At 63.3% G+C, this 24,260-nt stretch carries 23 protein-coding genes; 10 read left to right on the top strand and 13 right to left on the bottom strand.

What is annotated here, in order from left to right; genetic code table 11:
- Window positions 1–30 precede the first annotated feature (30 nt).
- Complete coding sequence (locus LDZ21_RS10965) at window positions 31–246, bottom strand: hypothetical protein (RefSeq protein WP_244793367.1); 216 nt, start codon at window positions 244–246, stop codon at window positions 31–33.
- Between the two features lie 361 nt (window positions 247–607).
- Window positions 608–1,183: a pseudouridine synthase gene (locus LDZ21_RS10960; RefSeq protein WP_035968137.1), complete on the bottom strand. Its 576-nt coding sequence runs from the start codon at window positions 1,181–1,183 to the stop codon at window positions 608–610.
- A gap of 202 nt (window positions 1,184–1,385) precedes the next feature.
- On the opposite strand from LDZ21_RS10960, the gene icd reads away from it, so the two are divergent.
- The gene (gene icd / locus LDZ21_RS10955; protein WP_244793366.1) at window positions 1,386–2,642 is read left to right on the top strand and encodes an NADP-dependent isocitrate dehydrogenase; all 1,257 of its coding nucleotides are present in this window, start codon (window positions 1,386–1,388) and stop codon (window positions 2,640–2,642) included.
- 152 nt (window positions 2,643–2,794) lie between these two features.
- Here the strand turns inward: icd and cspD are convergent, their stop codons facing one another.
- On the bottom strand, window positions 2,795–3,001 hold the full coding sequence (gene cspD, locus LDZ21_RS10950) for a cold shock domain-containing protein CspD (protein ID WP_008351201.1): 207 nt from the start codon (window positions 2,999–3,001) through the stop codon (window positions 2,795–2,797).
- Between the two features lie 515 nt (window positions 3,002–3,516).
- On the opposite strand from cspD, the gene clpS reads away from it, so the two are divergent.
- Together clpS and clpA are read left to right on the top strand one after the other, a co-directional pair.
- The gene (gene clpS, locus LDZ21_RS10945; RefSeq protein WP_008351199.1) at window positions 3,517–3,831 is read left to right on the top strand and encodes an ATP-dependent Clp protease adapter ClpS; all 315 of its coding nucleotides are present in this window, start codon (window positions 3,517–3,519) and stop codon (window positions 3,829–3,831) included.
- Entirely contained in the window at window positions 3,828–6,131 is a 2,304-nt protein-coding gene (gene clpA, locus LDZ21_RS10940) for an ATP-dependent Clp protease ATP-binding subunit ClpA (RefSeq protein WP_035968130.1), read from the top strand. Before clpS ends, clpA begins: the two co-directional genes overlap by 4 nt.
- A gap of 73 nt (window positions 6,132–6,204) precedes the next feature.
- On the opposite strand, the gene dut is transcribed toward clpA, so the two are convergent.
- From dut to LDZ21_RS10910, 6 genes are all read right to left on the bottom strand, one after another.
- Entirely contained in the window at window positions 6,205–6,651 is a 447-nt protein-coding gene (dut, locus tag LDZ21_RS10935) for a dUTP diphosphatase (protein WP_244793365.1), read from the bottom strand.
- A 2-nt stretch (window positions 6,652–6,653) separates the two neighbouring features.
- On the bottom strand, window positions 6,654–7,661 hold the full coding sequence (locus tag LDZ21_RS10930; RefSeq protein WP_244793364.1) for an LLM class flavin-dependent oxidoreductase: 1,008 nt from the start codon (window positions 7,659–7,661) through the stop codon (window positions 6,654–6,656).
- Window positions 7,662–7,664: 3 nt separating this feature from the next.
- Window positions 7,665–8,873, bottom strand: a complete 1,209-nt coding sequence (coaBC, locus tag LDZ21_RS10925; protein ID WP_244793363.1) for a bifunctional phosphopantothenoylcysteine decarboxylase/phosphopantothenate--cysteine ligase CoaBC — start codon at window positions 8,871–8,873, stop codon at window positions 7,665–7,667.
- A gap of 52 nt (window positions 8,874–8,925) precedes the next feature.
- On the bottom strand, window positions 8,926–9,420 hold the full coding sequence (lspA, locus tag LDZ21_RS10920; protein ID WP_370885296.1) for a signal peptidase II: 495 nt from the start codon (window positions 9,418–9,420) through the stop codon (window positions 8,926–8,928).
- A gap of 14 nt (window positions 9,421–9,434) precedes the next feature.
- Window positions 9,435–12,266, bottom strand: a complete 2,832-nt coding sequence (gene ileS / locus LDZ21_RS10915) for an isoleucine--tRNA ligase (protein WP_244793361.1) — start codon at window positions 12,264–12,266, stop codon at window positions 9,435–9,437.
- 93 nt (window positions 12,267–12,359) lie between these two features.
- A complete protein-coding gene (locus LDZ21_RS10910) occupies window positions 12,360–13,355 on the bottom strand; it encodes a bifunctional riboflavin kinase/FAD synthetase (protein ID WP_035968114.1) in 996 nt (331 codons plus the stop codon).
- Window positions 13,356–13,519: 164 nt separating this feature from the next.
- On the opposite strand from LDZ21_RS10910, the gene purN reads away from it, so the two are divergent.
- The 6 genes from purN (at window position 13,520) to nadC (ending at window position 20,421) form a co-directional block, all read left to right on the top strand.
- Window positions 13,520–14,170, top strand: a complete 651-nt coding sequence (purN, locus tag LDZ21_RS10905) for a phosphoribosylglycinamide formyltransferase (RefSeq protein ID WP_244793360.1) — start codon at window positions 13,520–13,522, stop codon at window positions 14,168–14,170.
- Window positions 14,167–15,477, top strand: a complete 1,311-nt coding sequence (locus LDZ21_RS10900) for an RsmB/NOP family class I SAM-dependent RNA methyltransferase (protein WP_244793359.1) — start codon at window positions 14,167–14,169, stop codon at window positions 15,475–15,477. Before purN ends, LDZ21_RS10900 begins: the two co-directional genes overlap by 4 nt.
- Window positions 15,478–15,483: 6 nt before the next feature.
- The gene (locus LDZ21_RS10895; protein WP_244793358.1) at window positions 15,484–16,857 is read left to right on the top strand and encodes a mechanosensitive ion channel family protein; all 1,374 of its coding nucleotides are present in this window, start codon (window positions 15,484–15,486) and stop codon (window positions 16,855–16,857) included.
- A 263-nt stretch (window positions 16,858–17,120) separates the two neighbouring features.
- Window positions 17,121–18,320 carry a DesA family fatty acid desaturase gene (locus tag LDZ21_RS10890; RefSeq protein ID WP_244793357.1) on the top strand — a complete coding sequence of 400 codons (1,200 nt, stop codon included), beginning with the start codon at window positions 17,121–17,123 and terminating at the stop codon, window positions 18,318–18,320.
- A 110-nt stretch (window positions 18,321–18,430) separates the two neighbouring features.
- Window positions 18,431–19,558 carry a quinolinate synthase NadA gene (gene nadA / locus LDZ21_RS10885; protein ID WP_244793356.1) on the top strand — a complete coding sequence of 376 codons (1,128 nt, stop codon included), beginning with the start codon at window positions 18,431–18,433 and terminating at the stop codon, window positions 19,556–19,558.
- The gene (gene nadC / locus LDZ21_RS10880; protein WP_244793354.1) at window positions 19,558–20,421 is read left to right on the top strand and encodes a carboxylating nicotinate-nucleotide diphosphorylase; all 864 of its coding nucleotides are present in this window, start codon (window positions 19,558–19,560) and stop codon (window positions 20,419–20,421) included. The genes nadA and nadC overlap by 1 nt, the downstream gene beginning before the upstream one ends.
- A 6-nt stretch (window positions 20,422–20,427) precedes the next feature.
- On the opposite strand, the gene nadB is transcribed toward nadC, so the two are convergent.
- From nadB to radC, 4 genes are all read right to left on the bottom strand, one after another.
- On the bottom strand, window positions 20,428–22,026 hold the full coding sequence (nadB, locus tag LDZ21_RS10875) for an L-aspartate oxidase (protein WP_244793353.1): 1,599 nt from the start codon (window positions 22,024–22,026) through the stop codon (window positions 20,428–20,430).
- A 189-nt stretch (window positions 22,027–22,215) separates the two neighbouring features.
- The gene (gene rpmG, locus LDZ21_RS10870; RefSeq protein ID WP_014190626.1) at window positions 22,216–22,383 is read right to left on the bottom strand and encodes a 50S ribosomal protein L33; all 168 of its coding nucleotides are present in this window, start codon (window positions 22,381–22,383) and stop codon (window positions 22,216–22,218) included.
- An 11-nt stretch (window positions 22,384–22,394) separates the two neighbouring features.
- Window positions 22,395–22,628, bottom strand: a complete 234-nt coding sequence (rpmB, locus tag LDZ21_RS10865) for a 50S ribosomal protein L28 (protein ID WP_035968094.1) — start codon at window positions 22,626–22,628, stop codon at window positions 22,395–22,397.
- A gap of 233 nt (window positions 22,629–22,861) precedes the next feature.
- Complete coding sequence (gene radC, locus LDZ21_RS10860) at window positions 22,862–23,599, bottom strand: RadC family protein (protein WP_244793351.1); 738 nt, start codon at window positions 23,597–23,599, stop codon at window positions 22,862–22,864.
- 204 nt (window positions 23,600–23,803) lie between these two features.
- Here radC and LDZ21_RS10855 point away from each other — a divergent pair, with 204 nt between their 5' ends.
- Entirely contained in the window at window positions 23,804–24,259 is a 456-nt protein-coding gene (locus LDZ21_RS10855) for an FKBP-type peptidyl-prolyl cis-trans isomerase (RefSeq protein WP_035968092.1), read from the top strand.
- Window position 24,260 lies beyond the last annotated feature (1 nt).

The raw sequence follows: 24,260 nt of genomic DNA, 5'->3' as shown, positions 1-24,260 counted from the left end.
GACTTCGCTTTACCGCCTCTTACAACAAACTTACTGTGCTGCGGAAGCAGCTTCCGGCGCCGAAGCGGCAGCCTTGTGCGACTTCTTGTGCGAAGCCTTGTGTGCGTGCTTCTTCGTCGACTTGTGTGCCTTTGCCGGAGCAGCAGCCGAAGCAGCTGCCGGAGCAGCAGCTTCCGGAGCCGAAGCTTGTGCGAATGCAGCCGTTGCGAACAGGCCAGCGACGAGAGCAGCGATCAGTTTGTTCATTTGTGAATCCTCAGCTTGAGTTTGATTAACCAAACGACCCGGTCATTGAGTCATGTCGGTAAACGAGCCATCCACCTTTCGGTTGACAGTCGTATCGACAAAAGAAACTCGATACGGCTGTGAACGCCTATTCTTTCAAATAGCCTGGAGCACACAGGTAATCGAAAGCTTGATTCGTTCATGCCGGATAGCTTTGCACGGCATCTGTGGCGCTTAACGCGTGGTGCAAAAGGTCGGTTGACGTCTTTTTCACGAGAATCGCTTGGAGAATGAAAAAAAAGTTCGCACTGCAGGCGGCTTGTCATTGTTCGATGTCATCGCCGTGAAAAACGCCGATAAAAAAGGCGTTCGCGAACGTGATTCAACCGGTGCGCTGCCACGGCGATCGTGCCGGCACTTCGACGGTCTCGCCGGGCGCAAGTCCGAGCGTGAAGACATCGAGCGCGCCGATCGCCACGCGCACGAGCCGCAGCGTCGGAAAGCCGACCGCGGCCGTCATGCGCCTGACCTGCCGGTTCTTGCCTTCGGTGATGGCAAGCTCGATCCATGTCGTCGGGATGGCGGCGCGATACCGGATCGGCGGATTGCGCGGCCATAGCGCTTCGATGCGCGCGTCGGCGACGAATGCGGTGCGGCACGGCCGCGTCACGTAATCGCCGAGATCGACGCCTTTCGCGAGATGCGCGAGGGCGTCGTCGCCGGGTGCGCCTTCGACTTGCGCCCAATAGCGCTTCACGAGCTTGTGACGCGGCTCCGCAATACGCGCCTGCAAAGCGCCGTCGTCGGTAAGGAGCAGCAGCCCTTCGCTGTCGGCATCGAGGCGGCCCGCGGGGTAGACGCCCGGCGTCTTCACCCAGTCGCCGAGCGACGGCCGCGTCTCGTGCGCCGAGAACTGGCAGATCGTGCCGAAGGGTTTGTTGAGAGCGATGAGCGGCATCGGAGGGCAGGGCAGGCGCGAGGACGGTCGGAGCGGCATCTTAATGCATAATGATCCGCGAACCGCCTTCGCTTCGGCAGCGCGTGATTGCCGGCATGTGCGGCATAGAATGATGTTCTGGCCATCCCTGCGGACGGCGCCCGGCCGTTTCGCTCTATCCCGCCAGCTTCCCATTAGAGCCCGACCTTCTCTGGAGTCGACCATGCCGTATCAGCACATCAACGTGCCGGCGGACGGTGAAAAGATCACCGTCAACGCGGATTTCTCGCTCAACGTGCCGGATCAGCCGATCATCCCTTATATCGAAGGCGATGGCACGGGCGTCGACATCACGCCCGTCATGATCAAGGTGGTCGATGCGGCAGTCGAGAAAGCCTATGGCGGCAAGCGCAAGATCCACTGGATGGAGATCTACGCGGGCGAGAAGGCGACGCGCGTCTACGGGCCGGACGTCTGGCTGCCCGACGAGACGCTCGACGTCGTGAAGGAATACATCGTGTCGATCAAGGGACCGCTGACCACGCCGGTCGGCGGCGGCATCCGGTCGCTGAATGTTGCCCTTCGTCAGCAACTTGATCTATATGTCTGCCTGCGCCCGGTGCGGTACTTCAAGGGCGTGCCTTCGCCGCTGCGCGAGCCGGACAAGGTGAACATGGTGATCTTCCGCGAGAACTCGGAAGACATCTACGCGGGAATCGAGTGGCCGGCGGAGTCCGCCGAGGCGAAGAAGGTCATCGCGTTCCTGCGCGACGAAATGGGCGTGACGAAAATTCGCTTTCCGGAGTCGTCGGGGATTGGTATCAAGCCGGTGTCGCGCGAGGGTACGGAGCGGCTCGTGCGCAAGGCAATCCAGTACGCGCTCGACAACAACCGGCGCTCGGTGACGCTCGTGCACAAGGGCAACATCATGAAGTACACCGAAGGCGCTTTCCGCGACTACGGCTACGCGCTCGCGCGAAAGGAGTTCGGCGCGGAACTGATCGACGGCGGCCCGTGGATGAAGGTGAAAGATCCGAAGACGGGCGCGGAAGTGGTGGTGAAGGACGTCATCGCCGATGCGTTCCTGCAGCAAATCCTGCTGCGTCCCGCCGAATACGACGTCATCGCCACGCTCAACCTGAACGGCGACTACATCTCGGATGCGCTCGCGGCCCAAGTGGGCGGCATCGGCATTGCGCCGGGCGCGAACATGTCGGATTCCGTCGCGATGTTCGAAGCGACGCACGGCACCGCGCCGAAGTATGCCGGCAAGGATTACGTGAACCCCGGTTCCGAAATTCTCTCCGCTGAAATGATGCTGCGCCATATGGGCTGGACCGAGGCGGCGGATCGCATCATTGCGTCGATGGAGCGGTCGATTTTGTCGAAACGCGTGACCTACGACTTTGCGCGGCTGATGGAAGGCGCGACGCAAGTGTCGTGTTCGGCGTTCGGCGAGGTGATGATCGAGAATATGTAAGCGGCACGGCTCGATTCCCGAATAACCCCGAACGGTTCAGGCCTTTCGGGGTTTTTCGCCGGCCCGCATTCTCCGAGTGGCCGCCATTCGACGACGGATGAAAAAAACCCGGCACGGAGGCCGGGTTTCACGAGGCAAATGCATCCGAACGGTCAGGCAGCGTCCTGAATATTCGATGCCTGTTTGCCCTTCGGTCCCTGGACGATCTCGAAAGAAACCTTCTGGCCTTCCTTGAGCGTCTTGAAACCGTTCATTTGAATCGCCGAGAAATGTGCGAACAGATCCTCGCCGCCTTCATCGGGCGTGATGAATCCGTAGCCTTTCGCGTCGTTGAACCACTTGACCGTACCAGTAGACATTCGTACTTCCCCTCTAACTCTCGTCGCAACCCGAGCACGTTTGAAAAGCTCGACGGCCCACCCCACAAGCCAACCGCCCCTCCTCACTAGCTCACCTCGGCCTTTTTTGCCCGGAGGCCCCCGGAAAAAAGTGCCAGTTTGATTGTTGAATCTCTTAAATCGAGTGTCAAGATTTTTTTAGGATAGAGCTTATGCTCGTTGCAGAGAACGCATTCGTAGGGTAATTCCTGCTCCGCGTGTGCGCCTCCGTCCAAGCAAGCCATCTTGAAAAGTCGCATAATCGACTCACTTGTGTGATACGCCCGGCGGCCCGCCACGGTGTCTTCGATTGTTTTTTTTGAAGCTGTGCGATACTGGTTTCAACGAGATGCAAGCGGGCCGCGCCGAGATTCCTGGGCGCCGGCGGGATTCGATGGACGGTAGCTGCGCAAGGCGCGTTTCAGTAACCCTTTCCGGTTTTTGGCCGGTGCTGGAGCGGCAATTGCGAGAGCGCCCGTGTTGTTTAGAATGGGTGTATGGCGATTAATCCCAACAAGCAGGATGGCACGGTACTCGAGCGGCAGGAGCAGAAGCTCAAGAAGCCGGCGATGTACAAAGTGGTGCTGCTGAATGACGACTTCACGCCGATGGAATTCGTCGTGATGATCGTGCAGGAATACTTTAATAAAGATCGTGAGACTGCGACGCAGATCATGCTGAAGGTTCATCGCGAGGGCAGGGGAGTTTGTGGGGTCTACACGCGGGACATTGCGTCGACCAAAGTTGAGCAAGTCGTTAGCCATGCACGGCAGGCGGGGCATCCGCTGCAGTGCGTGATGGAGGAAGCATGATTGCCCAGGAACTGGAAGTCAGTCTGCACATGGCGTTTATGGAAGCACGTCAGGCGCGGCACGAGTTCATTACGGTCGAGCATCTTTTACTGGCCTTGTTGGACAATCCGACCGCCGCTGAGGTGTTGCGCGCCTGCGCAGCAAACATCGAAGATTTGCGTCAGAACCTGCGCAATTTCATTCATGACAACACGCCGACCGTGCCCGGCACGGACGACGTCGATACTCAGCCGACGCTTGGTTTCCAGCGCGTGATTCAGCGCGCGATCATGCATGTGCAATCGACCTCGAACGGCAAGAAGGAAGTGACCGGCGCGAACGTGCTCGTCGCGATCTTCGGCGAGAAGGACTCGCACGCGGTCTACTACCTGCAGCAGCAGGGCGTGACGCGTCTCGATGTCGTGAATTTCATTTCGCACGGCATCGCGAAGACGAACAGCGGCGACGCCGCGAAGGCGAGCAGCGAAGCGAATCCGGAATCGGAAGACGCCGCCGCTCAGAAGGAAACGCCGCTCGCGCAGTTCACGCAGAACCTGAATCAGCAGGCGAAGGACGGCAAGATCGATCCGCTGATCGGCCGCGAGCTGGAAGTCGAGCGCGTCGTGCAGGTGCTCTGCCGCCGCCGCAAGAACAATCCGCTGCTCGTGGGTGAAGCGGGCGTCGGCAAGACGGCGATCGCCGAAGGCCTCGCCTGGCGCATTACGCGCGGCGAAGTGCCGGACATCCTCGCGGATGCGCAGGTCTACTCGCTCGACATGGGTGCGTTGCTGGCGGGCACGAAGTATCGCGGCGATTTCGAGCAGCGCCTGAAGACGGTGCTGAAGGAACTGAAGGAGCGTCCGCACGCCATTCTGTTCATCGACGAGATTCACACGCTGATTGGCGCGGGTGCGGCATCGGGCGGCACGCTCGACGCATCGAACCTGCTGAAGCCGGCGCTGTCGTCGGGTCAGTTGAAGTGCATCGGCGCGACCACGTTCACCGAATATCGCGGCATCTTCGAGAAAGACGCGGCCTTGTCGCGGCGTTTCCAGAAGGTGGACGTCACCGAGCCGTCGGTCGAGCAGACGGTCGCTATCTTGCGCGGTCTCAAGTCGCGCTTCGAAGAGCATCACGGCGTGAAGTACTCGTCGGGTGCGCTGTCGGCGGCGGCTGAGTTGTCGGCGCGCTTCATCACGGATCGTCATTTGCCGGACAAGGCAATCGACGTGATCGACGAAGCGGGCGCGGCCCAGCGCATTCTGCCGAAGTCGAAGCAGAAGAAGACCATCGGCAAGAGCGAGATCGAAGAGATCATCTCGAAGATCGCGCGCGTGCCGCCGCAGAGCGTGTCGCAGGACGACCGCAGCAAGCTGCAGACGCTCGATCGCGATCTGAAGGCTGTCGTGTTCGGCCAGGACCCGGCAATCGATGCGCTGTCGGCATCGATCAAGATGGCGCGTGCGGGTCTCGGCAAGCTGGACAAGCCGATCGGCGCGTTCCTCTTCTCGGGGCCGACCGGCGTCGGCAAGACGGAAGTGGCGAAGCAACTGGCGTTCACGCTCGGCATCGAGTTGCTGCGCTTCGACATGTCCGAGTACATGGAGCGTCATGCGGTGAGCCGGCTGATCGGCGCGCCGCCGGGCTATGTCGGATTCGATCAGGGCGGGTTGCTGACCGAGGCCGTCACGAAGAAGCCGCATTGCGTGCTGCTGCTGGACGAAATCGAGAAGGCGCATCCGGACATCTACAACGTGCTGCTGCAGGTGATGGACCACGGCACGCTGACGGACAACAACGGACGCAAGGCGGATTTCCGCAACGTCATCATCATCATGACGACGAACGCGGGCGCCGAGACCATGGGCAAGTCGGTGATCGGCTTCACGTCGCGCCGCGAGTCGGGCGATGAAATGGCCGACATCAAGCGCATGTTCACGCCGGAGTTCCGCAACCGTCTGGATTCAATCATCAGCTTCCGTTCGCTGGACGAGGAAATCATCCTGCGCGTGGTCGACAAGTTCCTCATGCAACTGGAAGATCAGTTGCACGAGAAGAAGGTCGATGCGGTCTTCACCGATGCGTTGCGCAAGCATCTGGCGAAGCACGGTTTCGATCCGCTGATGGGCGCGCGTCCGATGCAGCGTCTGATCCAGGACACGATTCGCCGTGCACTCGCCGACGAACTGCTGTTCGGCAAGCTGCTCAACGGCGGCCGCGTGACCGTAGATGTCGATGCGGAAGACAAGGTGCAGCTCACGTTCGACGAGAACTCGGCGCCGCCGCGTAATCCGAATCCTGAAGCGATCGAAGTGGATTGATTGCGGCAGACAGAAGCAAAAACGGCGCGGTTTCCACCGCGCCGTTTTTTTTTCGCCTTGAGCAAGGCAAAGCTCAGTGCTTGCCCGTGCTCCCGAATCCGCCCGCGCCGCGCTCGCTCGCTTCGAAGTCGTCGACGATATTGAACTCGGCCTGCACCACCGGGACGATCACGAGTTGCGCAAGGCGCTCCATCGGGTTCAGCGTGAACGCGGTATCGCCGCGATTCCACGTCGAAACCATCAACTGGCCCTGATAATCCGAATCGATCAAACCGACGAGATTGCCCAGCACGATGCCGTGCTTGTGACCGAGGCCCGAGCGCGGAAGAATGAGCGCCGCATAGCCGGGATCGGCGAGATGGATGGCAAGACCGGTCGGCACCAGCACCGTCTGATGCGGTTCGATCACGAGCGGCGCGTCGAGACAGGCGCGAAGGTCGAGGCCCGCGCTGCCGGGTGTCGCGTAGGCGGGCATGAAGTCGCGCATGCGCGCGTCGAGAATTTTGACGTCGAGTTTCATGGTCAGGCTGAACGGCCGAGCGCGAACGCGTCGGCCAGGAGTTGATAGGACCGCGTGCGCGCGGCGTAGCTGCCGGCGACAGTCAGGACGATAAGCTCGTCGGCGTTGAATTGTTCCTGCAGCGCATGCAGCTTGTCGGTCACACGCTCCGGCGTGCCGATGATGCTGCGTGCTTTTTCCTGCGCGATCACGGCGAGTTCGCGCTCGCCGTAGACCTGCGAGATGCCTTGCGCAATCGACGGTATCGGCTGATTCAGGCCGTAAGCCATTTGCACGCGGCGCAGATCGACGGCGCGTTCGAGCGCTTCGGCTTCCTTGTCCGTATCGGCGCAAATGACGAAGACGGCCGCCGCGAGATACGGCGTCTGCTCGTGCCCGGCGGTGAAACGCTCGCGATACGCCTCCGCCACCCGATGCCCGTACTGCGCGTTGATGAAATGCGCGAACGCGTAGCGTATGCCGAGTTGCGCGGCCAGCAGGCCGCCGAAGTCGCTCGAGCCGAGCATCCAGAGTTCGGGGCGCGTGTCGATCTGCGGTTGCAGCAGGACGCCTTTGGCGAGGGAATCGTCGGGGATGTTGCCGCTGAAAAGCGCAATCAGTTCCGCGACCTGCTGCGGGAAGATGTCGCCGCGATTGTAGGAGCCCGAAGCGACCGCCTGAGCGGTCCGCATGTCGCCGCCCGGCGCGCGGCCGACGCCCAGATCGACGCGATTCGGGAACAGCGCTTCGAGCATCAAAAACTGCTCGGCTACCTTGAACGGACTGTAGTACGGCAGCATGACGCCGCCCGAGCCGATGCGGATGCGCTTCGTCAGACTGCCGATGCGCGCGAGCATCACTTCCGGGCACGGGTTCGAGACGCCGTAGAGACCGTGATGCTCCGCGCACCAGTAGCGCGTGTAGCCGAGATCATCGGCGAGCTGCGCGAGATCGAGCGTGGCCGCGATCGCATCCGCAGCCGTGTGGCCGTGGATAACCGGCGTTTGATCGAGAACCGATAGCTTCGTCATGGCTCAGGAGAAGAGCGTGCCGGCGCGCGGCGCACGTTTGGCGATTTCACCGATCAGCGTGCGCGCGAGAAGCTGCTTGTCGGCGCGCGGCAGCGGCGTCGTGCCCGATGCTTCGAACAGCACGACTTCGTTATCGTCGCGGCCGAAGGTGAGCGGGCCGAGATTGCCGATCAAAAGCGGCACATTCTTGCGCTTGCGCTTCTCTTCGCCATGAACGTCGAGATCGGCGCTTTCCGCTGCGAAGCCCACGCAAAAGGGCGGGTTCGGCAGATTGGCGACGGACGCGAGGATGTCCGGATTTTCGACGAAATCGAACGACGGCAACGGCTGCCCCGGCGCCTTCTTGATCTTGTGCGCGCTCGCGTGATCGACGCGCCAGTCCGCGACGGCCGCCACCGCGATGAAGATGTCCGCGTCGGCCGTGGCTTCCATGACAGCGTCGTACATCTGCTGCGCGGTCTGCACGTCCTCGCGATACACGCCCCACGGCGTGGCCAGCGACACCGGACCCGCGACCAGATGCACGTCCGCGCCCGCCTGCGCCGCTGCGCGCGCCAGCGCGAAGCCCATCTTTCCCGACGAGCGATTCGTGATGCCGCGCACCGGATCGAGCGGCTCGAAGGTCGGTCCGGCGGTGATCAGCACGCGCTGGCCGCGCAGAATCTTCGGCTGGAAGAACGCGCAGATGGCTTCGAACGTCGCCGACGGTTCCAGCATGCGTCCGTCGCCGACTTCGCCGCACGCCTGCGAGCCGGAATCCGGGCCGAGCACTTCGATGCCGTCATCGCGCACTTGCGCGACGTTGCGTTGCGTTGCCGGGTTCTGCCACATCTGGCGATTCATCGCGGGGACGACGAGCAGCGGACAGTCACGCGCGACGCACAGCGTGGAAAGCAGGTCGTCGCACATGCCGTGCGCGAGCTTCGCGATGAAGTCGGTGGAAGCGGGCGCGACGACGATCGCATCGGCCTCGCGCGACAGGTCGATGTGCGCCATGTTGTTCGGCATGCGCGCATCCCATTGCGACACGTACACCGGACGGCCCGAGAGCGCCTGCATCGTGACGGGCGTGATGAACTGCGTCGCCGCTTCGGTCATCACGATCTGCACCGTCGCGCCAGCCTTGACGAGCAGCCGCGTGAGTTCTGCGATCTTGTAGCACGCGATGCCGCCCGTCAGCCCCAATACGAGATGTTTGCCTGCGAGTTCCAACTTGCCTCCGTCGCAAAGAGGCGCGGCTTGCGAATGAAGCCGCGCCGGAACATCATCGCGATCCGCGCACGCGCCGCAGTTCGTCGAAAATCAGCAGCACGGCGCCGATGGTAATCGCGGTATCGGCGAGATTGAACGCCGGCCAGTGCCACGCGTTGACGTGGAAGTCGAGGAAGTCGATCACGTGACCGTACGCGAGGCGATCGATCACATTGCCGATCGCGCCGCCCATGATGAGCGCGAGCGCCGTGCAGAAAAGCCGTTGTGTGGCGTTCTTCTTGAGCAGATAGCAGATCACGGCCGCCGCCACGACGCCCAGCGCCGTGAACGCCCAGCGCTGCCAGCCGCCCGCCGCCGCGAGGAAGCTGAACGCCGCGCCGCGGTTATAGACGAGCAGCAGGTTGAAAAAGGGCGCGAGCGCGTGAGGCTCGCCGTAGGCGAACACCTTCTGCACTGCGATCTTCGTCAACTGGTCGAACAGGATCACGATCAGCGCGATTCCGAGCCACGGCGCGAGCGATCCACTGGAAGAGGTTTGTTTCGCCATCGTTCTCGTTGCCATTATGCTGCGCCTCGCGTTTCGCCAGCGCCGAAGAGGTTCGAGAAGCAGCGGCCGCACAGCCCCGGATGCTCCGCATGCGAGCCGACGTCCGCGCAGTAGTGCCAGCAGCGCTCGCACTTCATGTAGCTCGATGCCGTCACGTCGACGCCTTCTTCCGCTTCGCTCGCGACTTGCGCGACTTGCGCCTGCGATGTGATGAGCACGAAGCGCAACGCATCGCCGAGACTGGCGAGCGCGTCATAGCGCGCGCCGCTCGCCCGCACGACGACTTCCGCCTGCAGCGACGAGCCGATCAGGTTCGCCGTGCGTGCTTCTTCGAGTGCCTTCGTCACGTCGCCGCGAGCGGAGCGGATCAGCGTCCACTTGTCGAGCAGCTCGCCCGCATTCGCGATGTCCGGATACGCGTGGAAGACTTCGGTGAAGATCGTGTCCTGACCGGGCTTCAGCACCTTGTACGCTTCTTCCGCCGTGAACGACAGATACGGCGCGACGAGACGCAGCAAGCCATGCGCGATGTGATACAGCGCGGTCTGTGCGCTGCGGCGCTCGCGCGAAGCAGGCTTCATCGTGTAGAGACGGTCTTTCAGCACGTCGAGATAGAAGCCGCCCAGGTCTTCGGAACAGAAGGTCGCGAGCTTCGCGACGACCGGGTGGAATTCGTACTTCTCGTAGTGCGAGAGCGCGTCGTCCTGCAAGTTGCGCGCGAGCGCGACCGCGTAACGGTCGATCTCGAGCCAGTCCTGCACCGGCACCGCGTCACGGTCGAAGTCGAAATCGGACAGGTTCGCGAGCAGGAAGCGCAACGTATTGCGGATACGGCGATACGTCTCCGTCACGCGCTTCAGAATTTCCTCGGAGATGGCGAGCTCGCCGGAATAATCCGTCGATGCGATCCACAAGCGGATGATTTCCGCGCCCAGGCGGTTCGCCACTTCATGCGGATCGACGCCATTGCCGAGCGACTTCGACATCTTGCGGCCTTCGCCATCGACGGTGAAGCCGTGCGTCAGCAGCGCGTCGTAGGGCGGGCGGCCGTCGAGCATCGACGCGGTGAGCAGCGACGAATGGAACCAGCCGCGGTGCTGGTCCGAGCCTTCGAGGTACAGGTCGGCGGGGAACTGCAGTTCGTCCTTGTGCGAGCCGCGCAGCACGTGCCAGTGCGTCGTGCCGGAGTCGAACCACACGTCGAGCGTGTCGCGGTTCTTCTCGTACATGTTGGCGTCGTCGCCGATCAGCTCGCGCGGATCGAGCGATTGCCACGTCTCAATGCCGCCCTGTTCCACGCGCTTCGCTACTTCTTCCAGCAATTCGAGCGTGCGCGGATGCAGCTCGCCGGTTTCCTTGTGCACGAAGAACGCCATCGGCACGCCCCATTGGCGCTGACGCGAGAGCGTCCAGTCGGGGCGGTTCGCGATCATGCTGTAAAGACGCTGCTTGCCCCACGCCGGATAGAACGCCGTGTTCTCGACGCCTTCGAGCGCGGTCTCGCGCAGCGTCTGGCCGCCGTCCTTCGGCTTCACGTCCATGCCGGCGAACCACTGCGAAGTCGCGCGATAGATGATCGGCGTCTTGTGACGCCAGCAATGCATATAGCTGTGCGTGTACTTTTCCGTCTTGAGCAGGGACCCGGCGTTGTCGAGCGCCCCGACGATTTCCGGATTCGCCTTCCAGATCGACAGCCCGCCGAAGAGCGGCAGCGATTCGATGTAGCGGCCATCGCCCATCACCGGATTGATGATGTCCCAATCCGCCATGCCGTGCGCCTTGCACGACACGAAGTCTTCCACACCATACGCCGGCGACGAGTGCACGATGCCCGTGCCGCTTTCGGTCGTCACATAGTCGCCGAGATAGACCGGCGACGTGCGCTTGTAGCCCGGATGCGCGGCCGCGAGCGGATGATGGAAGCGCAGGTTGGCGAGCTTCTCGCCGGTCGTCGTCGCGACGACGTCGCCCGGCAGGCCGTAGTTCTGCAGGCACGCTTCGACGCGTTCCTGCGCGAGGATCAGCAGGCCGCGCGGCGTATCGACGAGCGCATACACGATCTCCGGATGCACGTTCAACGCCTGATTCGCGGGAATGGTCCAGGGCGTCGTCGTCCAGATGACGATGCCGCCTTCGCTCTTCGGCAGCGACGGCAGGCCGAACGCGTGCGCGGTCTTTTCCGGCTCCGCGAACGCGAACAGCACGTCGATGGTCGGATCGGTCTTGTCCTTGTATTCGACTTCCGCCTCGGCCAGCGCCGAGCCGCAATCGAAGCACCAGTTCACCGGCTTCAGGCCGCGAAACACATAGCCCTTCTCCATGATCTTCGCGAGCGCGCGGATTTCACCGGCCTCGTTGACGAAGTTCATGGTCTTGTACGGATTGTCCCAGTCGCCAAGCACGCCGAGACGACGGAAGCCGATCTTTTGCTTCTCGATCTGCTCGCTTGCGTAAGCGCGCGCCTTCTGCATCACTTCGGCGGCGGGCAGCGACTTGCCGAACTGCTTCTCGATCTGGATTTCGATCGGCATGCCGTGGCAGTCCCAGCCCGGCACGTAGACCGCGTCGAAGCCCGCGAGATTGCGCGCCTTGACGATCATGTCTTTCAGGATCTTGTTGACGGCGTGACCGAGGTGGATGTCGCCGTTCGCGTACGGCGGGCCGTCGTGCAGGATGAACTTCTTGCGGCCCTTCGAGGCGGCGCGGATCTTCTCGTAGATCTTCTTGTCCTGCCATTCCTTCACCCACGCGGGCTCGCGCTTCGGCAGGTCGCCGCGCATGGGGAAGGGCGTATCGAGCAGGTTGACCGGATATTTCGAGGAGGCTTTCTCTTTCTTATCGCTCATGAGTGACTCAGTGAATTCGGTGAGACGGCGCTTGCAAACGGCGCGCGATGATTCGAAGACGGGGCAGCGGGCGATGCGGCGTGCATCGCGCGCTCACCTAATTCGGTCGGTGGCCGAAATGGCGAAGCCCGTGGCGCGGCTGCCGGCGTTGCTCGCGGGCGGCAGGCCGAAATAGGCGCGCGTGTTGTCGACATCTTTGGCGATGGCGGCGGACAGCGTTTCGAGGTCGATGTACTTTTCCTCGTCGCGCAGCTTCTTGAGGAATTCGACGCGCACGAGCTTGCCGTACGCGTCGCCGTGCCAGTCGAGCACGAAGACTTCGAGAAGAACGCGGCCGGAATCGTCGACGGTCGGGCGAAGGCCGAGACTTGCCACTGCTGGCAGTGGCTCGTCGGCGAGGCCATGCACGCGCACGACGAAGATGCCCGACGCGGCCGGGCGCTTGTGCGCGATCGGCAGATTGAGCGTCGGAAAGCCGAGATCGCGGCCGAGCTTCGCGCCATGCACGACGTGACCGCTGATGACATACGGACGCCCGAGCGCGAGATGCGCGGCGTCGAGATCGCCCGCGACGAGCGACGCCCGCACCGACGACGACGAAATGCGCGCGCCGTTCGGATGCGCAACGGTGGCCATCTGCTCGACTTCGAAGCCGTACTGGTCGCCGGCCGCCTTCAGCGAGGCGAAGTTGCCGGCGCGTTTCGCGCCATAGCAGAAGTCGTCGCCGACCATGACCCAGCGCGCGTGAAGGCCATCGACGATGACGTTCTTCACGAACGTATCCGGCGACTGGCTCGCGAACGTGTGATTGAAATGCTCGACCACCACGCGATCGACGCCATTCGTGCGCAGCGCTTCCAGCTTGTCGCGCAACATCGCGATGCGCGGCGGCGCGCCTGCCGGATTGAAGAACTCGCGCGGATGCGGCTCAAAGGTCATCACGCAGACCGGCAGCCCGCGCGCGTCGGCGGCGGCACGCACGCGCGCAAGCAGCGCCTGGTGGCCGCGATGGACACCGTCGAAGTTGCCGATGGTCAGTGCGCAGGGCGCCCGGCTCTCGGCATTGGGGAGGCCGCGGAAGACTCTCACGATAGGCTTGGTCGGTGGGAGGGCTGATGCCGCAAAGCATTCGATTATAAACGCTCGCACGCGGAGACGGTTCCCGGGCCGCGCGGCGGCGCTTGCACGGGTTCCCTGGCGGTTCGCTGTCCTTTGGCACGATTTTCGCCGTCGCCAAATGATAAAATCGGCGGATGAAAAAAATCGTTATTCTGATTTCCGGACGCGGGAGCAACATGGAGGCCGTCGTGCGCGCGTGTGCGCGGGAAGGCTGGCCGGCTCGCGTCGCGGCGGTCATTTCCAACCGGCCCGATGCCGCCGGACTCGGCTTTGCGGCCGCGAACGGCATCGACACGGCGGTGGTCGATCATCGCGAGTTCGATGACCGCGCCGCATTCGATGCCGCGCTCGCCCGCGAAATCGACCGCTTCGAGCCGGATCTCGTGGTGCTGGCGGGCTTCATGCGCGTGCTCACCGATGCCTTCGTCGAACGCTATGCCGGGCGCATGCTCAACGTCCATCCGTCGCTGCTGCCGTGTTTTCCGGGTCTGCGCACGCATCAGCAGGCGCTCGACGCCGGCGTGCGCGTGCATGGCGCGAGCGTCCATTTCGTGACGCCGACGCTCGATCACGGACCGATCGTCGCGCAGGCCGCGGTGCCGGTCATCACCGGCGACGATGCCGCCGCGCTCGCCGCGCGCGTGCTCACGGTCGAACACATCATTTACCCGCGCGCGGTGCGCTGGTTCATCGAAGGGCGTCTTGCTATCGAGGGCGAACGTGTCGCCCTCACGCCGTCTGAGCCGCAATGGCTCTTTGCCGACATTGCCGGGGAGGGCGTATGAGGCTGCATGGATTTCTGATTGGTCAAACTGAAACGCTGCTGGCGGACGTGCTGCGCTTCGCCGGTCCCGCCGATGCCGCGACGAGCCGCTTTTTCCGCGCGCATCCGAAGCTCGGTCATGGCGAGCGTGGCGTGATCGCGGAGGCGGTGTTCGCAGTGCTGCGCCGGAAAATGGAGTTTTCGCATCTCGCGGAAAGCGGCGCCGGCAACCAGGCGCGGCGTCTTGCGCTGCTGGGGCTGATGCAGACCGCCGGTCTCAGCGCGCTCAAGCCGCATGTATCGGCTGACGAGTACCAGTGGTTGTCGCAGGTATCGAAGATCGATCCGGCGAGCCTGCCGGTGCGCGTGCGCACGAATTTGCCGCAGTGGATCTACGAAGCCATGGCGAAGCGCTTCGAGCCGGAAGAACTCGCGCAGCTCGCCGCCGCGCTGAACTATCCCGCACCGCTCGATCTGCGCGCGAATCCGATCAAGGCGACGCGTGAAGCCGCGATCAAGGCGCTCGTCGAAGCGGGCATCGACGCGGGCGAGATGCCGTTCGCGCCGTTCGGCATCCGCGTCGACGGCAAGCCCGCGCTCACGCGGCTGCAGCCCTTCCAGGAAGGCTGGATCGAAGTGCAGGACGAGGGCAGCCAGTTGCTCTGCTCGCTGGTGGCGCCGCGCCGCGGCGAGATGATCGTCGATTTCTGCGCGGGCGCGGGCGGCAAGACGCTGGCGCTCGGCGCGATGATGCGCTCCACCGGCCGGCTGTATGCGTTCGACGTATCCGACCGCCGGCTCGCGAAGCTGAAGCCGCGCCTCGCGCGCAGCGGCTTGTCGAACGTGAACCCGGTGCTGATCGACAGCGAGCATGACGCGAAGATCAAGCGTCTCGCGGGCAAGATCGATCGCGTGCTCGTCGATGCGCCGTGCTCTGGCCTCGGCACGCTGCGCCGCAATCCCGACCTCAAGTGGCGCCAGTCGCCGGCCACGGTCGCCGAGCTGACGCCGAAGCAGTTGTCGATTCTCACGAGCGCCGCGCGCCTCGTGAAGACCGGCGGCCGTCTCGTCTACGCGACCTGCAGCATGCTCGAAGCGGAAAACGAAGGCGTCGTCGCGCAATTCCTTGAGACGCATCCGAACTTCCGCGTCGTGCCCGCTCGCGACGTGCTCGCCGAGCAGCGCATCGAGCTCGACACCGGCGATTATCTATCGCTGTGGCCGCACAAGCACGGCACGGACGGCTTTTTCGCCGCCGTGCTCGAACGCGTGCCAGAAGCGAAGCCGCAGAAGCCGGCGAGCGACGACGTCGGGGAACCAAGCGCTTAAGCGCCGATGCAGAGCCGCTTCCTGACGCATCTGTCCGAGCGCCTGTTCCGCGATTTCGGCGAGCCGCAAGTGCTCTGGCAGGTCGCGGCGCTGCTCGGTTTGCTCGCGATCGCCTGGTGGTGCGCGCGCGCCTTGCGCAAGAAGCTCGACGCGCGCCGCCAGTCGCGCTTCGAAGCGGTGCGATTCGGCGCGGAAAGCCTCAACAAGGCGCTCTTTCCGCTCCTCGGGATGGTCTTCGTGGCCATCGCGCAACTGGCGCTGGCGCCGTTCATCCACACGGCGCTGTTGCGGCTCGCGCTGGTGCCGCTGTGCGGCATCACCGTCATCTACATGATGTTCTATGCCGTTCGCCGCGTGTTCCGCACGAGCGGCGGCGAGAGCGGGCACGAAGCGCATGCGCTGCTCTTCGTGTTCGAAAAGCTTGTCACGGTGCTCGTCTGGCTCGCCATGCTGCTCACGGTGATGGGCATTCAGGACGACGTGGTGCGCTGGATGGCGAGCGTGCGCTTCAATTTCGCCAACGCGCACATGACGCTGCTCTCGCTCGCTTCGGGCGTGCTGTGGGTCTGCGTGACGCTGATCGGCGCGATGTGGGCCGGCGCGCTCATCGACGAGCGCCTGATGCGCGCCCGCTCGCTCGATGCGAATCTCAAGGTGGTGCTGGCGCGCGTCGCGCGGGCGCTGATGATTCTCGCGGCGATTCTCGTGAGCCTGTCGATCGTCGGCATCGACGTAACGGTGCTGGGCGTGTTCGGCGGCGCGCTCGGCGTGGGCCTCGGCTTTGGCTTGCAGAAGATCGCGAGCAATTACGTGTCGGGATTCATCATCCTGCTCGACCGGTCGTTGCGCCTCGGCGACATGATCAGCGTGAGCGGCTCGCAGGGCACCGTCACGCAGATTCGCACGCGATACACGGTCGTGCGCGGGCTGGACGGCATCGAAACATTAATTCCGAACGAAAAGCTCATCACCGATGTCGTACAGAATCACTCGTCGTATCTGACGCGGGGGAACGCGAAGATTGCCGTGCAGGTCAGTTATCAGTGCGACGTGGAACGCGCGATGCAACTGCTCGTCGAAGCAACGGAGGGTGTCGAGCGCGTGCTGCAGGACCCGGCGCCCGCTGCGCTGCTCGCGAGCTTCGGCGCGGACGGCATCAATCTGGAGCTGAGTTTCTGGATCGAGGATGCAGCCAAAGGGACCGGCGGCGTTAAGTCGCAAGTCAACCGGCGCGTTTGGCGGTTATTCTCGGAGAACGGAATTTCGATTCCGTATGCGCAGCGAGAAGTCAGAATCGTCCAAGGCGCGACGGGTGATTCGGTCGGAATGACCGAGCCGCGGCAAGTTGACGGCGCGCAAGCGCCCCGAAGCGCCCTTTGACCGATGCCGTGGGCGTCATTCCTTCCGGTTCCGTAAGGAATCGAACGGAACAGGCGGGCGTGAGATTTTTCTCGTTTGCCGCGGATTCAAAAAAATCCACCTTTACGACAAAGACTTGGAACGACTGCAGTAGAATGCGATCGAACTCGCGCGCACACCTTTCACGTGCCCGACTAGCCGGCCGCCTCGCGTTTCGGATTCACTTCGGAACAGTTTCAACCGGCCATTTTTCCCGAATTTCACAGCTACACAGGTAAACTGCCTTGCTGAATTCTTCCCTCGAATTTCTCGCCAACGGATTGCTCGACTTTTCTTGGTGGCAGATTCTGCTGTTCACGCTCGCGATGACGCACGTCACCATCGCCGGCGTCACCATTTATTTGCATCGCTGCCAGGCGCACCGCGCGCTGGACCTGCATCCCGTCGCAAGCCATTTCTTCCGGTTCTGGCTGTGGATGACCACGGGCATGCTGACCGGCCAATGGGCGGCGATCCACCGTAAACACCACGCGAAGTGCGAGACCGAAGAAGATCCGCACAGCCCGCAGACGCGCGGCATCTGGAAGGTGCTGCTCGAAGGCGCGGAACTGTATCGCGCGGAAGCGAGAAACGAAGAAACGCTGCGCCGCTTCAGTCACGGCACGCCGAACGACTGGCTGGAGCGCAACGTCTACACGCGCTATCCGATTCTCGGCATCAGCATCATGATGGTCATCGACGTCGCGCTGTTCGGCATCGTCGGGCTGTCGGTGTGGGCCGTGCAGATGATCTGGATTCCGTTCTGGGCGGCGGGCGTCGTCAACGGTCTCGCGCACTTCTGGGGCTATCGCAACTTCAATTCGGCCGACGCGAGCACGAACATTTTCCCGCTCGGCATCCTGATCGGCGGCGAAGAGCTGCATAACAACCACCACACGTACGCGACGTCGGCGAAGCTGTCGAGCAAGTGGTACGAGTTCGATATCGGCTGGATGTACATCCGCATTCTCTCGGCGATCGGCCTCGCGAAGGTGAAGAAGCTCGCGCCCACGCCGCGTCTGTCGGAAAGCAAGGCGGTGGTGGATCACGACACGCTGCAGGCCGTGCTGGCGAACCGCTACGAAGTGATGGCGCGCTACGGCAAGGCACTCAAGCACGCCTACGCGCAGGAACTAGCGAAGCTGAAGGAAGCCGGCGCACGCGAGAAGTACCAGTTGATGCGCGGCGCGCGTAAGTGGTTCCACAAGGAAGAAGACGGCCTGAACGAACCGCAGCGCCAGCAACTGCCGGAACTGTTCTCCGACAATCAGAAGCTGCGCACGTACATCGAACTGCGCAAGGACCTGGCGGCGATGTGGGACCGCTCCAACGCCTCGCGCGAGCAACTGCTGGCTCAGTTGCAGGACTGGTGCCATCGCGCGGAACAGAGTGGCATCAAGGCGCTGCAGGATTTCGCGCTGCGTCTGCGTCGCTACGCTTTGTGAGCAATATCCGCTAAGATTTAAAGACGTCACAAGACCCCGCTCTGGCGGGGTCTTTGTTTTTGTGCGGCGGATTTCGCGTTGTTTTTTGCTCGAAGGGCGGGACAGGGGACATGGAAGCGATCAGGAGCGTCGAGTACGACCGGCCGCAAGGCCTGACGTGCGGAGTGGGCGAGGCGTGGGCGAGAGTGCCGAACGCGCCGTCGCCGGAAGAGAAACGGGCGTTGAAGGAGCGCATCCGTGCGCTTCTGAAGCGCGAAGAGGCGGTGCTGGTGGCGCACTATTACGTCGATGCCGAGCTTCAGGAGCTCGCCGACGAAACTGGCGGCTGCGTCGCCGATTCGCTCGAAATGGCGCGCTTCGGCCGCGACCATGCCGCGAAGACGCTGGTCGTCGCGGGCGTGCGCTTCATGGGCGAGACGGCCAAGATTCTGAGCCCCGCCAAGCGCGTGCTGATGCCCGACCTCGACGCGACGTGCTCGCTCGATCTCGGCTGCCCCGCCGATGAATTCTCCGCTTTCTGCGATGCCCATCCGGACCGCACCGTCGTCGTCTACGCGAACACGAGCGCGGCGGTGAAGGCGCGGGCCGACTGGATGGTCACGTCGTCGATCGGGCTGGAAATCGTTGCGGATTTGCACGCGCGTGGTGAAAAGATTCTGTGGGCGCCGGATCGGCATCTCGGCGGCTACATTCAGAACAAGACCGGCGCGGACATGTTGCTGTGGCAGGGCTCGTGCCTCGTGCATGACGAGTTCAAGGGCGTCGAACTGGATCTTTTGCGCGCCGAGTATCCGGACGCGAAGATACTCGTGCATCCGGAATCGCCGGAAGCAGTCGTGCGGCTGGCCGATGTCGTCGGCTCGACCACGCAACTGATCGATGCCGCCGTACGGCTCGATACGAAACGCTTCATCGTCGCGACGGACCTGGGCATCCTGCACAAGATGCGGCTCGCCGCGCCGGGCAAGACGTTTATCGAGGCCCCCACGGCCGGCAACAGCGCGACGTGCAAGAGCTGCGCGCATTGTCCGTGGATGGCGATGAACGGCCTCGCCAATCTTGCCGACGTGCTCGAACGCGGTCACAACGAGATTCACGTCGATGCGGCCATCGGCGAACGGGCGCGCGTGCCGATCGACCGGATGCTCGATTTCGCCGCACGCCACAAGAAGCGCGTGCAGACGAGCGGCGATCTGGCAAAGGACGCCGCGCTGTTCACGAACGTCGGAGCCGCGTGATGTCGATATTCGAAGAAGTCCGCGCCCAGTACGGCGAAGCATTCGACGCGGCGCTTTCGCGCAATGTCGCCGATGCGCTCGCGGAAGACATCGGCAGCGGCGACGTCACCGGCCGTCTCGTGCCCGCCGACGCGCGGCGCACGGCGCGCATCCTCGTGCGAGAAGACGCGGTGCTGTGCGGCGTGCCGTGGTTCATCGAAGTGATGCGGCGGGTCGATCCGTCGATCGAAATGGAATGGCATTACAAGGAAGGGCAGCGCATGGCGGCCGATACGCCCGTCGTCCTTCTGCACGGTCCGGCGCGTGCGCTGTTGACCGCCGAGCGCAACGGCCTCAACTTCCTGCAGCTGCTTTCGGGCGTGGCGAGCGCGACGCGCCGTTATGTCGATGCGATCGAAGGCACGCGCGCGCACATCCTCGATACGCGCAAGACGCTGCCGGGCTTGCGGCTCGCGCAGAAATACGCCGTGCGCGTCGGCGGCGGAGCGAATCAGCGGCTCGCGCTGTATGACGGCATTCTGATCAAGGAAAATCACATCGCGGCGGCGGGCGGCGTCGGCGAGGCGATGGATGCGGCGCTCGCCCTGAACGCCGGCGTGCCGATTCAGATCGAAGTTGAAACGCTTGCACAGCTCCAAACGGCGCTGGCGCATCGTGCGGAATCCGTTCTGCTCGATAACTTCGCGCTCGACGCCATGCGCGATGCCGTGCGTATCACGGCAGGCCGTGCGTTGCTGGAAGTGTCGGGCGGCGTGAACTTCGACACCGTGCGCGCAATCGCGGAAACGGGCGTCGACCGCATCTCGATCGGCGCGCTCACGAAAGACGTGCGCGCCACCGATTTTTCGATGCGCATTCTCTAGCGTCCGTCAGACGCCGCGCCGCCGCTTCGGTGGCGGCATCAGCACGGTCGGCAGCGCCTTCGGCAAGGTGCCGGGCCAGTCGCGGCTGAAATGCAGGCCGCGGCTTTCGCGCCGCGTGCAGGCGCTCTCGACGATCAGCGACGCCACGTCGACCAGATTGCGCAGTTCGAGCAAATCGCGGCTCACTTTGAAGTTCGCGTAGTACTCGTGGATTTCGTCGCGCAGGAGCGCAATCCGGTGCTGCGCACGAGCAAGCCGCTTGTCCGTGCGCACGATGCCGACGTAATTCCACATGAGCCGCCGCAACTCGTCCCAGTTGTGCGCGACGACGACTTCCTCGTCCGGATCCGACACGCGGCTCTCGTCCCAGTCGGGCAGCTCGGCGTGGCAGCCGGAGGAGAAGCCGTCGGCTTCGATGGCGCTCGCCGCCGCGCGCCCAATCACGATGCATTCGAGCAGCGAATTGCTCGCGAGCCGGTTCGCGCCATGCAAACCGGTGCAGGCGGTTTCACCGACCGCATACAGCCCCGGCCGGTCCGTGCGCCCGGCCAGATCGGTGACGACGCCGCCGCACGTGTAATGCGCGGCGGGCACGACCGGAATCGGCTCCTTCGCGATGTCGATGCCAAATTCGCGGCAGCGCGCGAGGATCGTTGGGAAATGTTCTTCGAGGAATGCACGCGGCTGGTGGCTGATATCCAGATACACGCAGTCGATCCCGCGCTTCTTGATCTCGAAGTCGATTGCCCGCGCGACGATATCGCGGGGCGCGAGTTCGGCGCGTTCGTCGTGTTCGGGCATGAAGCGCGTGCCGTCCGGCAGGCGCAAGATGCCGCCTTCGCCGCGCACCGCTTCGGAGATGAGAAACGACTTCGCGTACGGATGGAACAGGCACGTCGGATGGAACTGGATGAATTCCATGTTCCCGACACGGCAGCCCGCGCGCCACGCCATCGCGATGCCGTCGCCGGTGGCGGTGTCGGGATTGGTCGTGTAGAGATAGACCTTGCCCGCGCCGCCCGTCGCCAGCACCGTATGCGGCGCCTGAATCGTCACGGTCCGCCCGCTTTTCAGGTCGAGCGCATAAAGACCGTGGCAACGATGGCCGGGCATTCCGAGCCGGTCGGACGTGATGAGGTCGATCGCGTAGTGATCTTCGAGAACGGTGATGTTCGGATGATTGCGCACGCGCTCGTTGAGCGTCGTGACGACGGCGTGGCCCGTCGCGTCGGCGGCGTGAATGATGCGGCGGTGACTGTGACCGCCTTCGCGCGTCAGATGAAACCCGAGTTCCGCGGAACTGTCGCGGGTGAAGGGGACGCCTGCATTGATCAGCCATTCGATCGCCTCGCGCCCGTTCTCGACGATGAAGCGCGTCGCGGCTTCGTCGCACAGGCCGCCGCCCGCGATGAGCGTATCGGCGACGTGATTGTCGATACTGTCGGCCGAATCCAGCACCGCCGCGATGCCGCCCTGGGCCCAGTCGCTGGCGCCCTCGCTCACCGGGCGTTTCGCGACGATCGCGACGCGCCGCGTCTCGGCCAGGTTCAGCGCGACGCTCAGTCCCGCGAGGCCGCTTCCTACGATCGCTACATCGAAATTCATGCTGCCGCGTCTCCGTTCCCGTGCTTGCCTAGCCGGCAAGCATAACGCGCGGCGCGCGGCGCGAACAACGAAAACCCGCGCACGGGCGTGTGAAAAGCGTGGGAAAACGCGAAATATCGGGCCGAAACGCAGAAAGCCCCGCATGGGCGGGGCTTTCCGGTGTCTTCGTCAAGGACTCGAGATCAAGATTTACTTGATCTTGGTTTCCTTGTAGTCAACATGCTTGCGGGCGACGGGATCGAACTTCTTGATCAGCATCTTCTCCGGCATGTTGCGCTTGTTCTTGGTCGTCGTGTAGAAGTGACCCGTGCCTGCGGTCGACTCCAGCTTGATCTTGTCGCGTGCGCCTTTGGCCATGTGCGTGCTCCTTAGATTTCACCGCGTGCGCGCAAGTCTGCGAGCACGGCGTCAATACCGTTCTTGTCGATCAGGCGCAGGCCGGCGTTCGAGACGCGCAGACGCACCCAGCGGTTTTCGCTTTCAACGAAGAAACGGCGGTTCTGCAGGTTCGGCAGGAAACGACGCTTGGTCCGGTTGTTTGCGTGGGAAACGTTGTTGCCCGACATCGGGCCTTTCCCAGTTACTTGGCATACGCGTGCCATGGTGACACTCCTAATACACGTTGAGTCTGAATCGAACGCTCGAATGAAGGAGAATTCCTTCGTCGATGCCTCTAATCGCCCAATTTGCCGATCGGGGACTTGGCAGCACGGTTATGCCAATGAGGACTGCGTGGATCAGAACAGGCGGGTTGAAAAAAGCAAACGAGGATTCTAGCAGGAAAAACAGTGCATTATCAAGATTTTCTGGTCCGGGCGCGCCTGTGTGTGGGGCGTCACAGCCAGCCCTCGCGCGCGAACGAAAAAATGTCATTGGACGCGACGACCATATGATCGAGCAGCTTGACGTCGATGAGTGCGAGCGCATCCTGCAGCGTGCGCGTGAGCTTGCGGTCGCTGCCGCTCGGCTCGACGCCGCCCGACGGATGATTATGCGCGACGATCAGCCCCGCTGCATTGAATGCAAGTGCGCGCTTGACGATCTCGCGCGGATAAACCGCCACCCGCGTCAGCGACCCTTGCGCCTCCTCGCAGATATCCAGCAGTTGATGACGCGCGTCCAGATAGATGCAGATGAACACTTCGTTCGCCCGCGTGCCGATTTTCAGGCGCAGGAAGTCCTCCACCGCGCCGGGCGAATTGAGGAGCATGCGGTCGCGCGCCTTCTCGGCGAGCGCCCGCCGGCACATTTCGGACACGGCGAGCAGCGTCGCGGCGCGCGCTTCGCCGACGCCGCGCTCGTCCTGCAAATCGGACGCGGAAGCATCCAGCACCGCGCGCAGTGAGCCAAATCGTCGCAGCAGCGCGCGCGCCACGTCGACGGCGGTCAGGCCCGGCACGCCCGTCCGCAGGAAAAGCGCGAGCAGTTCGGCGTCGGAGAGCGTGGCTGGTCCGGCCTTCAGCAGCCGCTCGCGCGGCCGGTCGGCCTCGTCCCATTCGGGAATCGACAGTGAGCGCAGCCGCTCCTGCACGATTGCATCGACGGGCGCGGGCAGCGGAAGGGCGGCTGTCATTGCACGCTCCGTGCAAGCGAACTTGCGAGGCGCGCCGCACGAACGCCGCGTGCGCCCGTCACGACGTTACGCAACTCTGTCTTACAATAGCGGTTTTGGCGCTCGTTCCGACGATGCGCCCCGCGGTTCGCAGCTTCGTGCCGAAGAGCCGCCGCTCGCCCGGCGCACGCCGCGCTTCTCACTGAACCGCCACATCCAATACTCATGAGCATCATCGATATCTCCGAGGTGAAACCCGGTTCCCACGTCACGCTTCATTACCGGCTCGCACTGGCCGATGGTGCCGACATCGTGAATACCTTCACCGAAAAGCCCGCGACGCTCCTCCTGGGCGCGGGCCAGCTCGCGCCGCCGCTCGAAGAAATTCTGCTGGGATTGAAGGTCGGCCACCATTCGACCTTTCAGCTAACGCCCGAGCAGGCGTTCGGGCCGCGCAATCCGGAGCTGGTGCAGCGCGTGTCGCTTGCGACGCTGCGCGAAAACAGCATGATCGGCGAGGATTTTTCTCCGGGCGATCTCGTCGAATTCAACGCGCCCAACGGCGGGCGCTACGCCGGCGTGCTCAAGGAAGTGGGCGAGACGTCGGCGCTGTTCGACTTCAATCACCCGCTCGCCGGCCAGGCGCTGGCCTTCGAAGTGAAAATCATCGGAATTCTGTAGC

The organism is Caballeronia grimmiae (assembly GCF_022879615.1).
GTDB lineage: Bacteria > Pseudomonadota > Gammaproteobacteria > Burkholderiales > Burkholderiaceae > Caballeronia > Caballeronia grimmiae.
The sequence above is the reverse complement of the archived record's forward strand: the minus strand, read 5'-3'. Positions and strand labels throughout refer to the sequence as shown.

Coding starts and splice junctions, on each gene's coding strand:
- LDZ21_RS10965 (WP_244793367.1), bottom strand. CDS start 246: ATGAACAAACTGATCGCTGCTCTCGTCGCTGGCCTGTTCGCAACGGCT.
- LDZ21_RS10960 (WP_035968137.1), bottom strand. CDS start 1,183: ATGCCGCTCATCGCTCTCAACAAACCCTTCGGCACGATCTGCCAGTTC.
- icd (WP_244793366.1), top strand. CDS start 1,386: ATGCCGTATCAGCACATCAACGTGCCGGCGGACGGTGAAAAGATCACC.
- cspD (WP_008351201.1), bottom strand. CDS start 3,001: ATGTCTACTGGTACGGTCAAGTGGTTCAACGACGCGAAAGGCTACGGA.
- clpS (WP_008351199.1), top strand. CDS start 3,517: ATGGCGATTAATCCCAACAAGCAGGATGGCACGGTACTCGAGCGGCAG.
- clpA (WP_035968130.1), top strand. CDS start 3,828: ATGATTGCCCAGGAACTGGAAGTCAGTCTGCACATGGCGTTTATGGAA.
- dut (WP_244793365.1), bottom strand. CDS start 6,651: ATGAAACTCGACGTCAAAATTCTCGACGCGCGCATGCGCGACTTCATG.
- LDZ21_RS10930 (WP_244793364.1), bottom strand. CDS start 7,661: ATGACGAAGCTATCGGTTCTCGATCAAACGCCGGTTATCCACGGCCAC.
- lspA (WP_370885296.1), bottom strand. CDS start 9,420: ATGGCGAAACAAACCTCTTCCAGTGGATCGCTCGCGCCGTGGCTCGGA.
- ileS (WP_244793361.1), bottom strand. CDS start 12,266: ATGAGCGATAAGAAAGAGAAAGCCTCCTCGAAATATCCGGTCAACCTG.
- purN (WP_244793360.1), top strand. CDS start 13,520: ATGAAAAAAATCGTTATTCTGATTTCCGGACGCGGGAGCAACATGGAG.
- LDZ21_RS10900 (WP_244793359.1), top strand. CDS start 14,167: ATGAGGCTGCATGGATTTCTGATTGGTCAAACTGAAACGCTGCTGGCG.
- LDZ21_RS10895 (WP_244793358.1), top strand. CDS start 15,484: ATGCAGAGCCGCTTCCTGACGCATCTGTCCGAGCGCCTGTTCCGCGAT.
- nadA (WP_244793356.1), top strand. CDS start 18,431: ATGGAAGCGATCAGGAGCGTCGAGTACGACCGGCCGCAAGGCCTGACG.
- nadC (WP_244793354.1), top strand. CDS start 19,558: ATGTCGATATTCGAAGAAGTCCGCGCCCAGTACGGCGAAGCATTCGAC.
- nadB (WP_244793353.1), bottom strand. CDS start 22,026: ATGAATTTCGATGTAGCGATCGTAGGAAGCGGCCTCGCGGGACTGAGC.
- rpmG (WP_014190626.1), bottom strand. CDS start 22,383: ATGGCCAAAGGCGCACGCGACAAGATCAAGCTGGAGTCGACCGCAGGC.
- rpmB (WP_035968094.1), bottom strand. CDS start 22,628: ATGGCACGCGTATGCCAAGTAACTGGGAAAGGCCCGATGTCGGGCAAC.
- radC (WP_244793351.1), bottom strand. CDS start 23,599: ATGACAGCCGCCCTTCCGCTGCCCGCGCCCGTCGATGCAATCGTGCAG.
- LDZ21_RS10855 (WP_035968092.1), top strand. CDS start 23,804: ATGAGCATCATCGATATCTCCGAGGTGAAACCCGGTTCCCACGTCACG.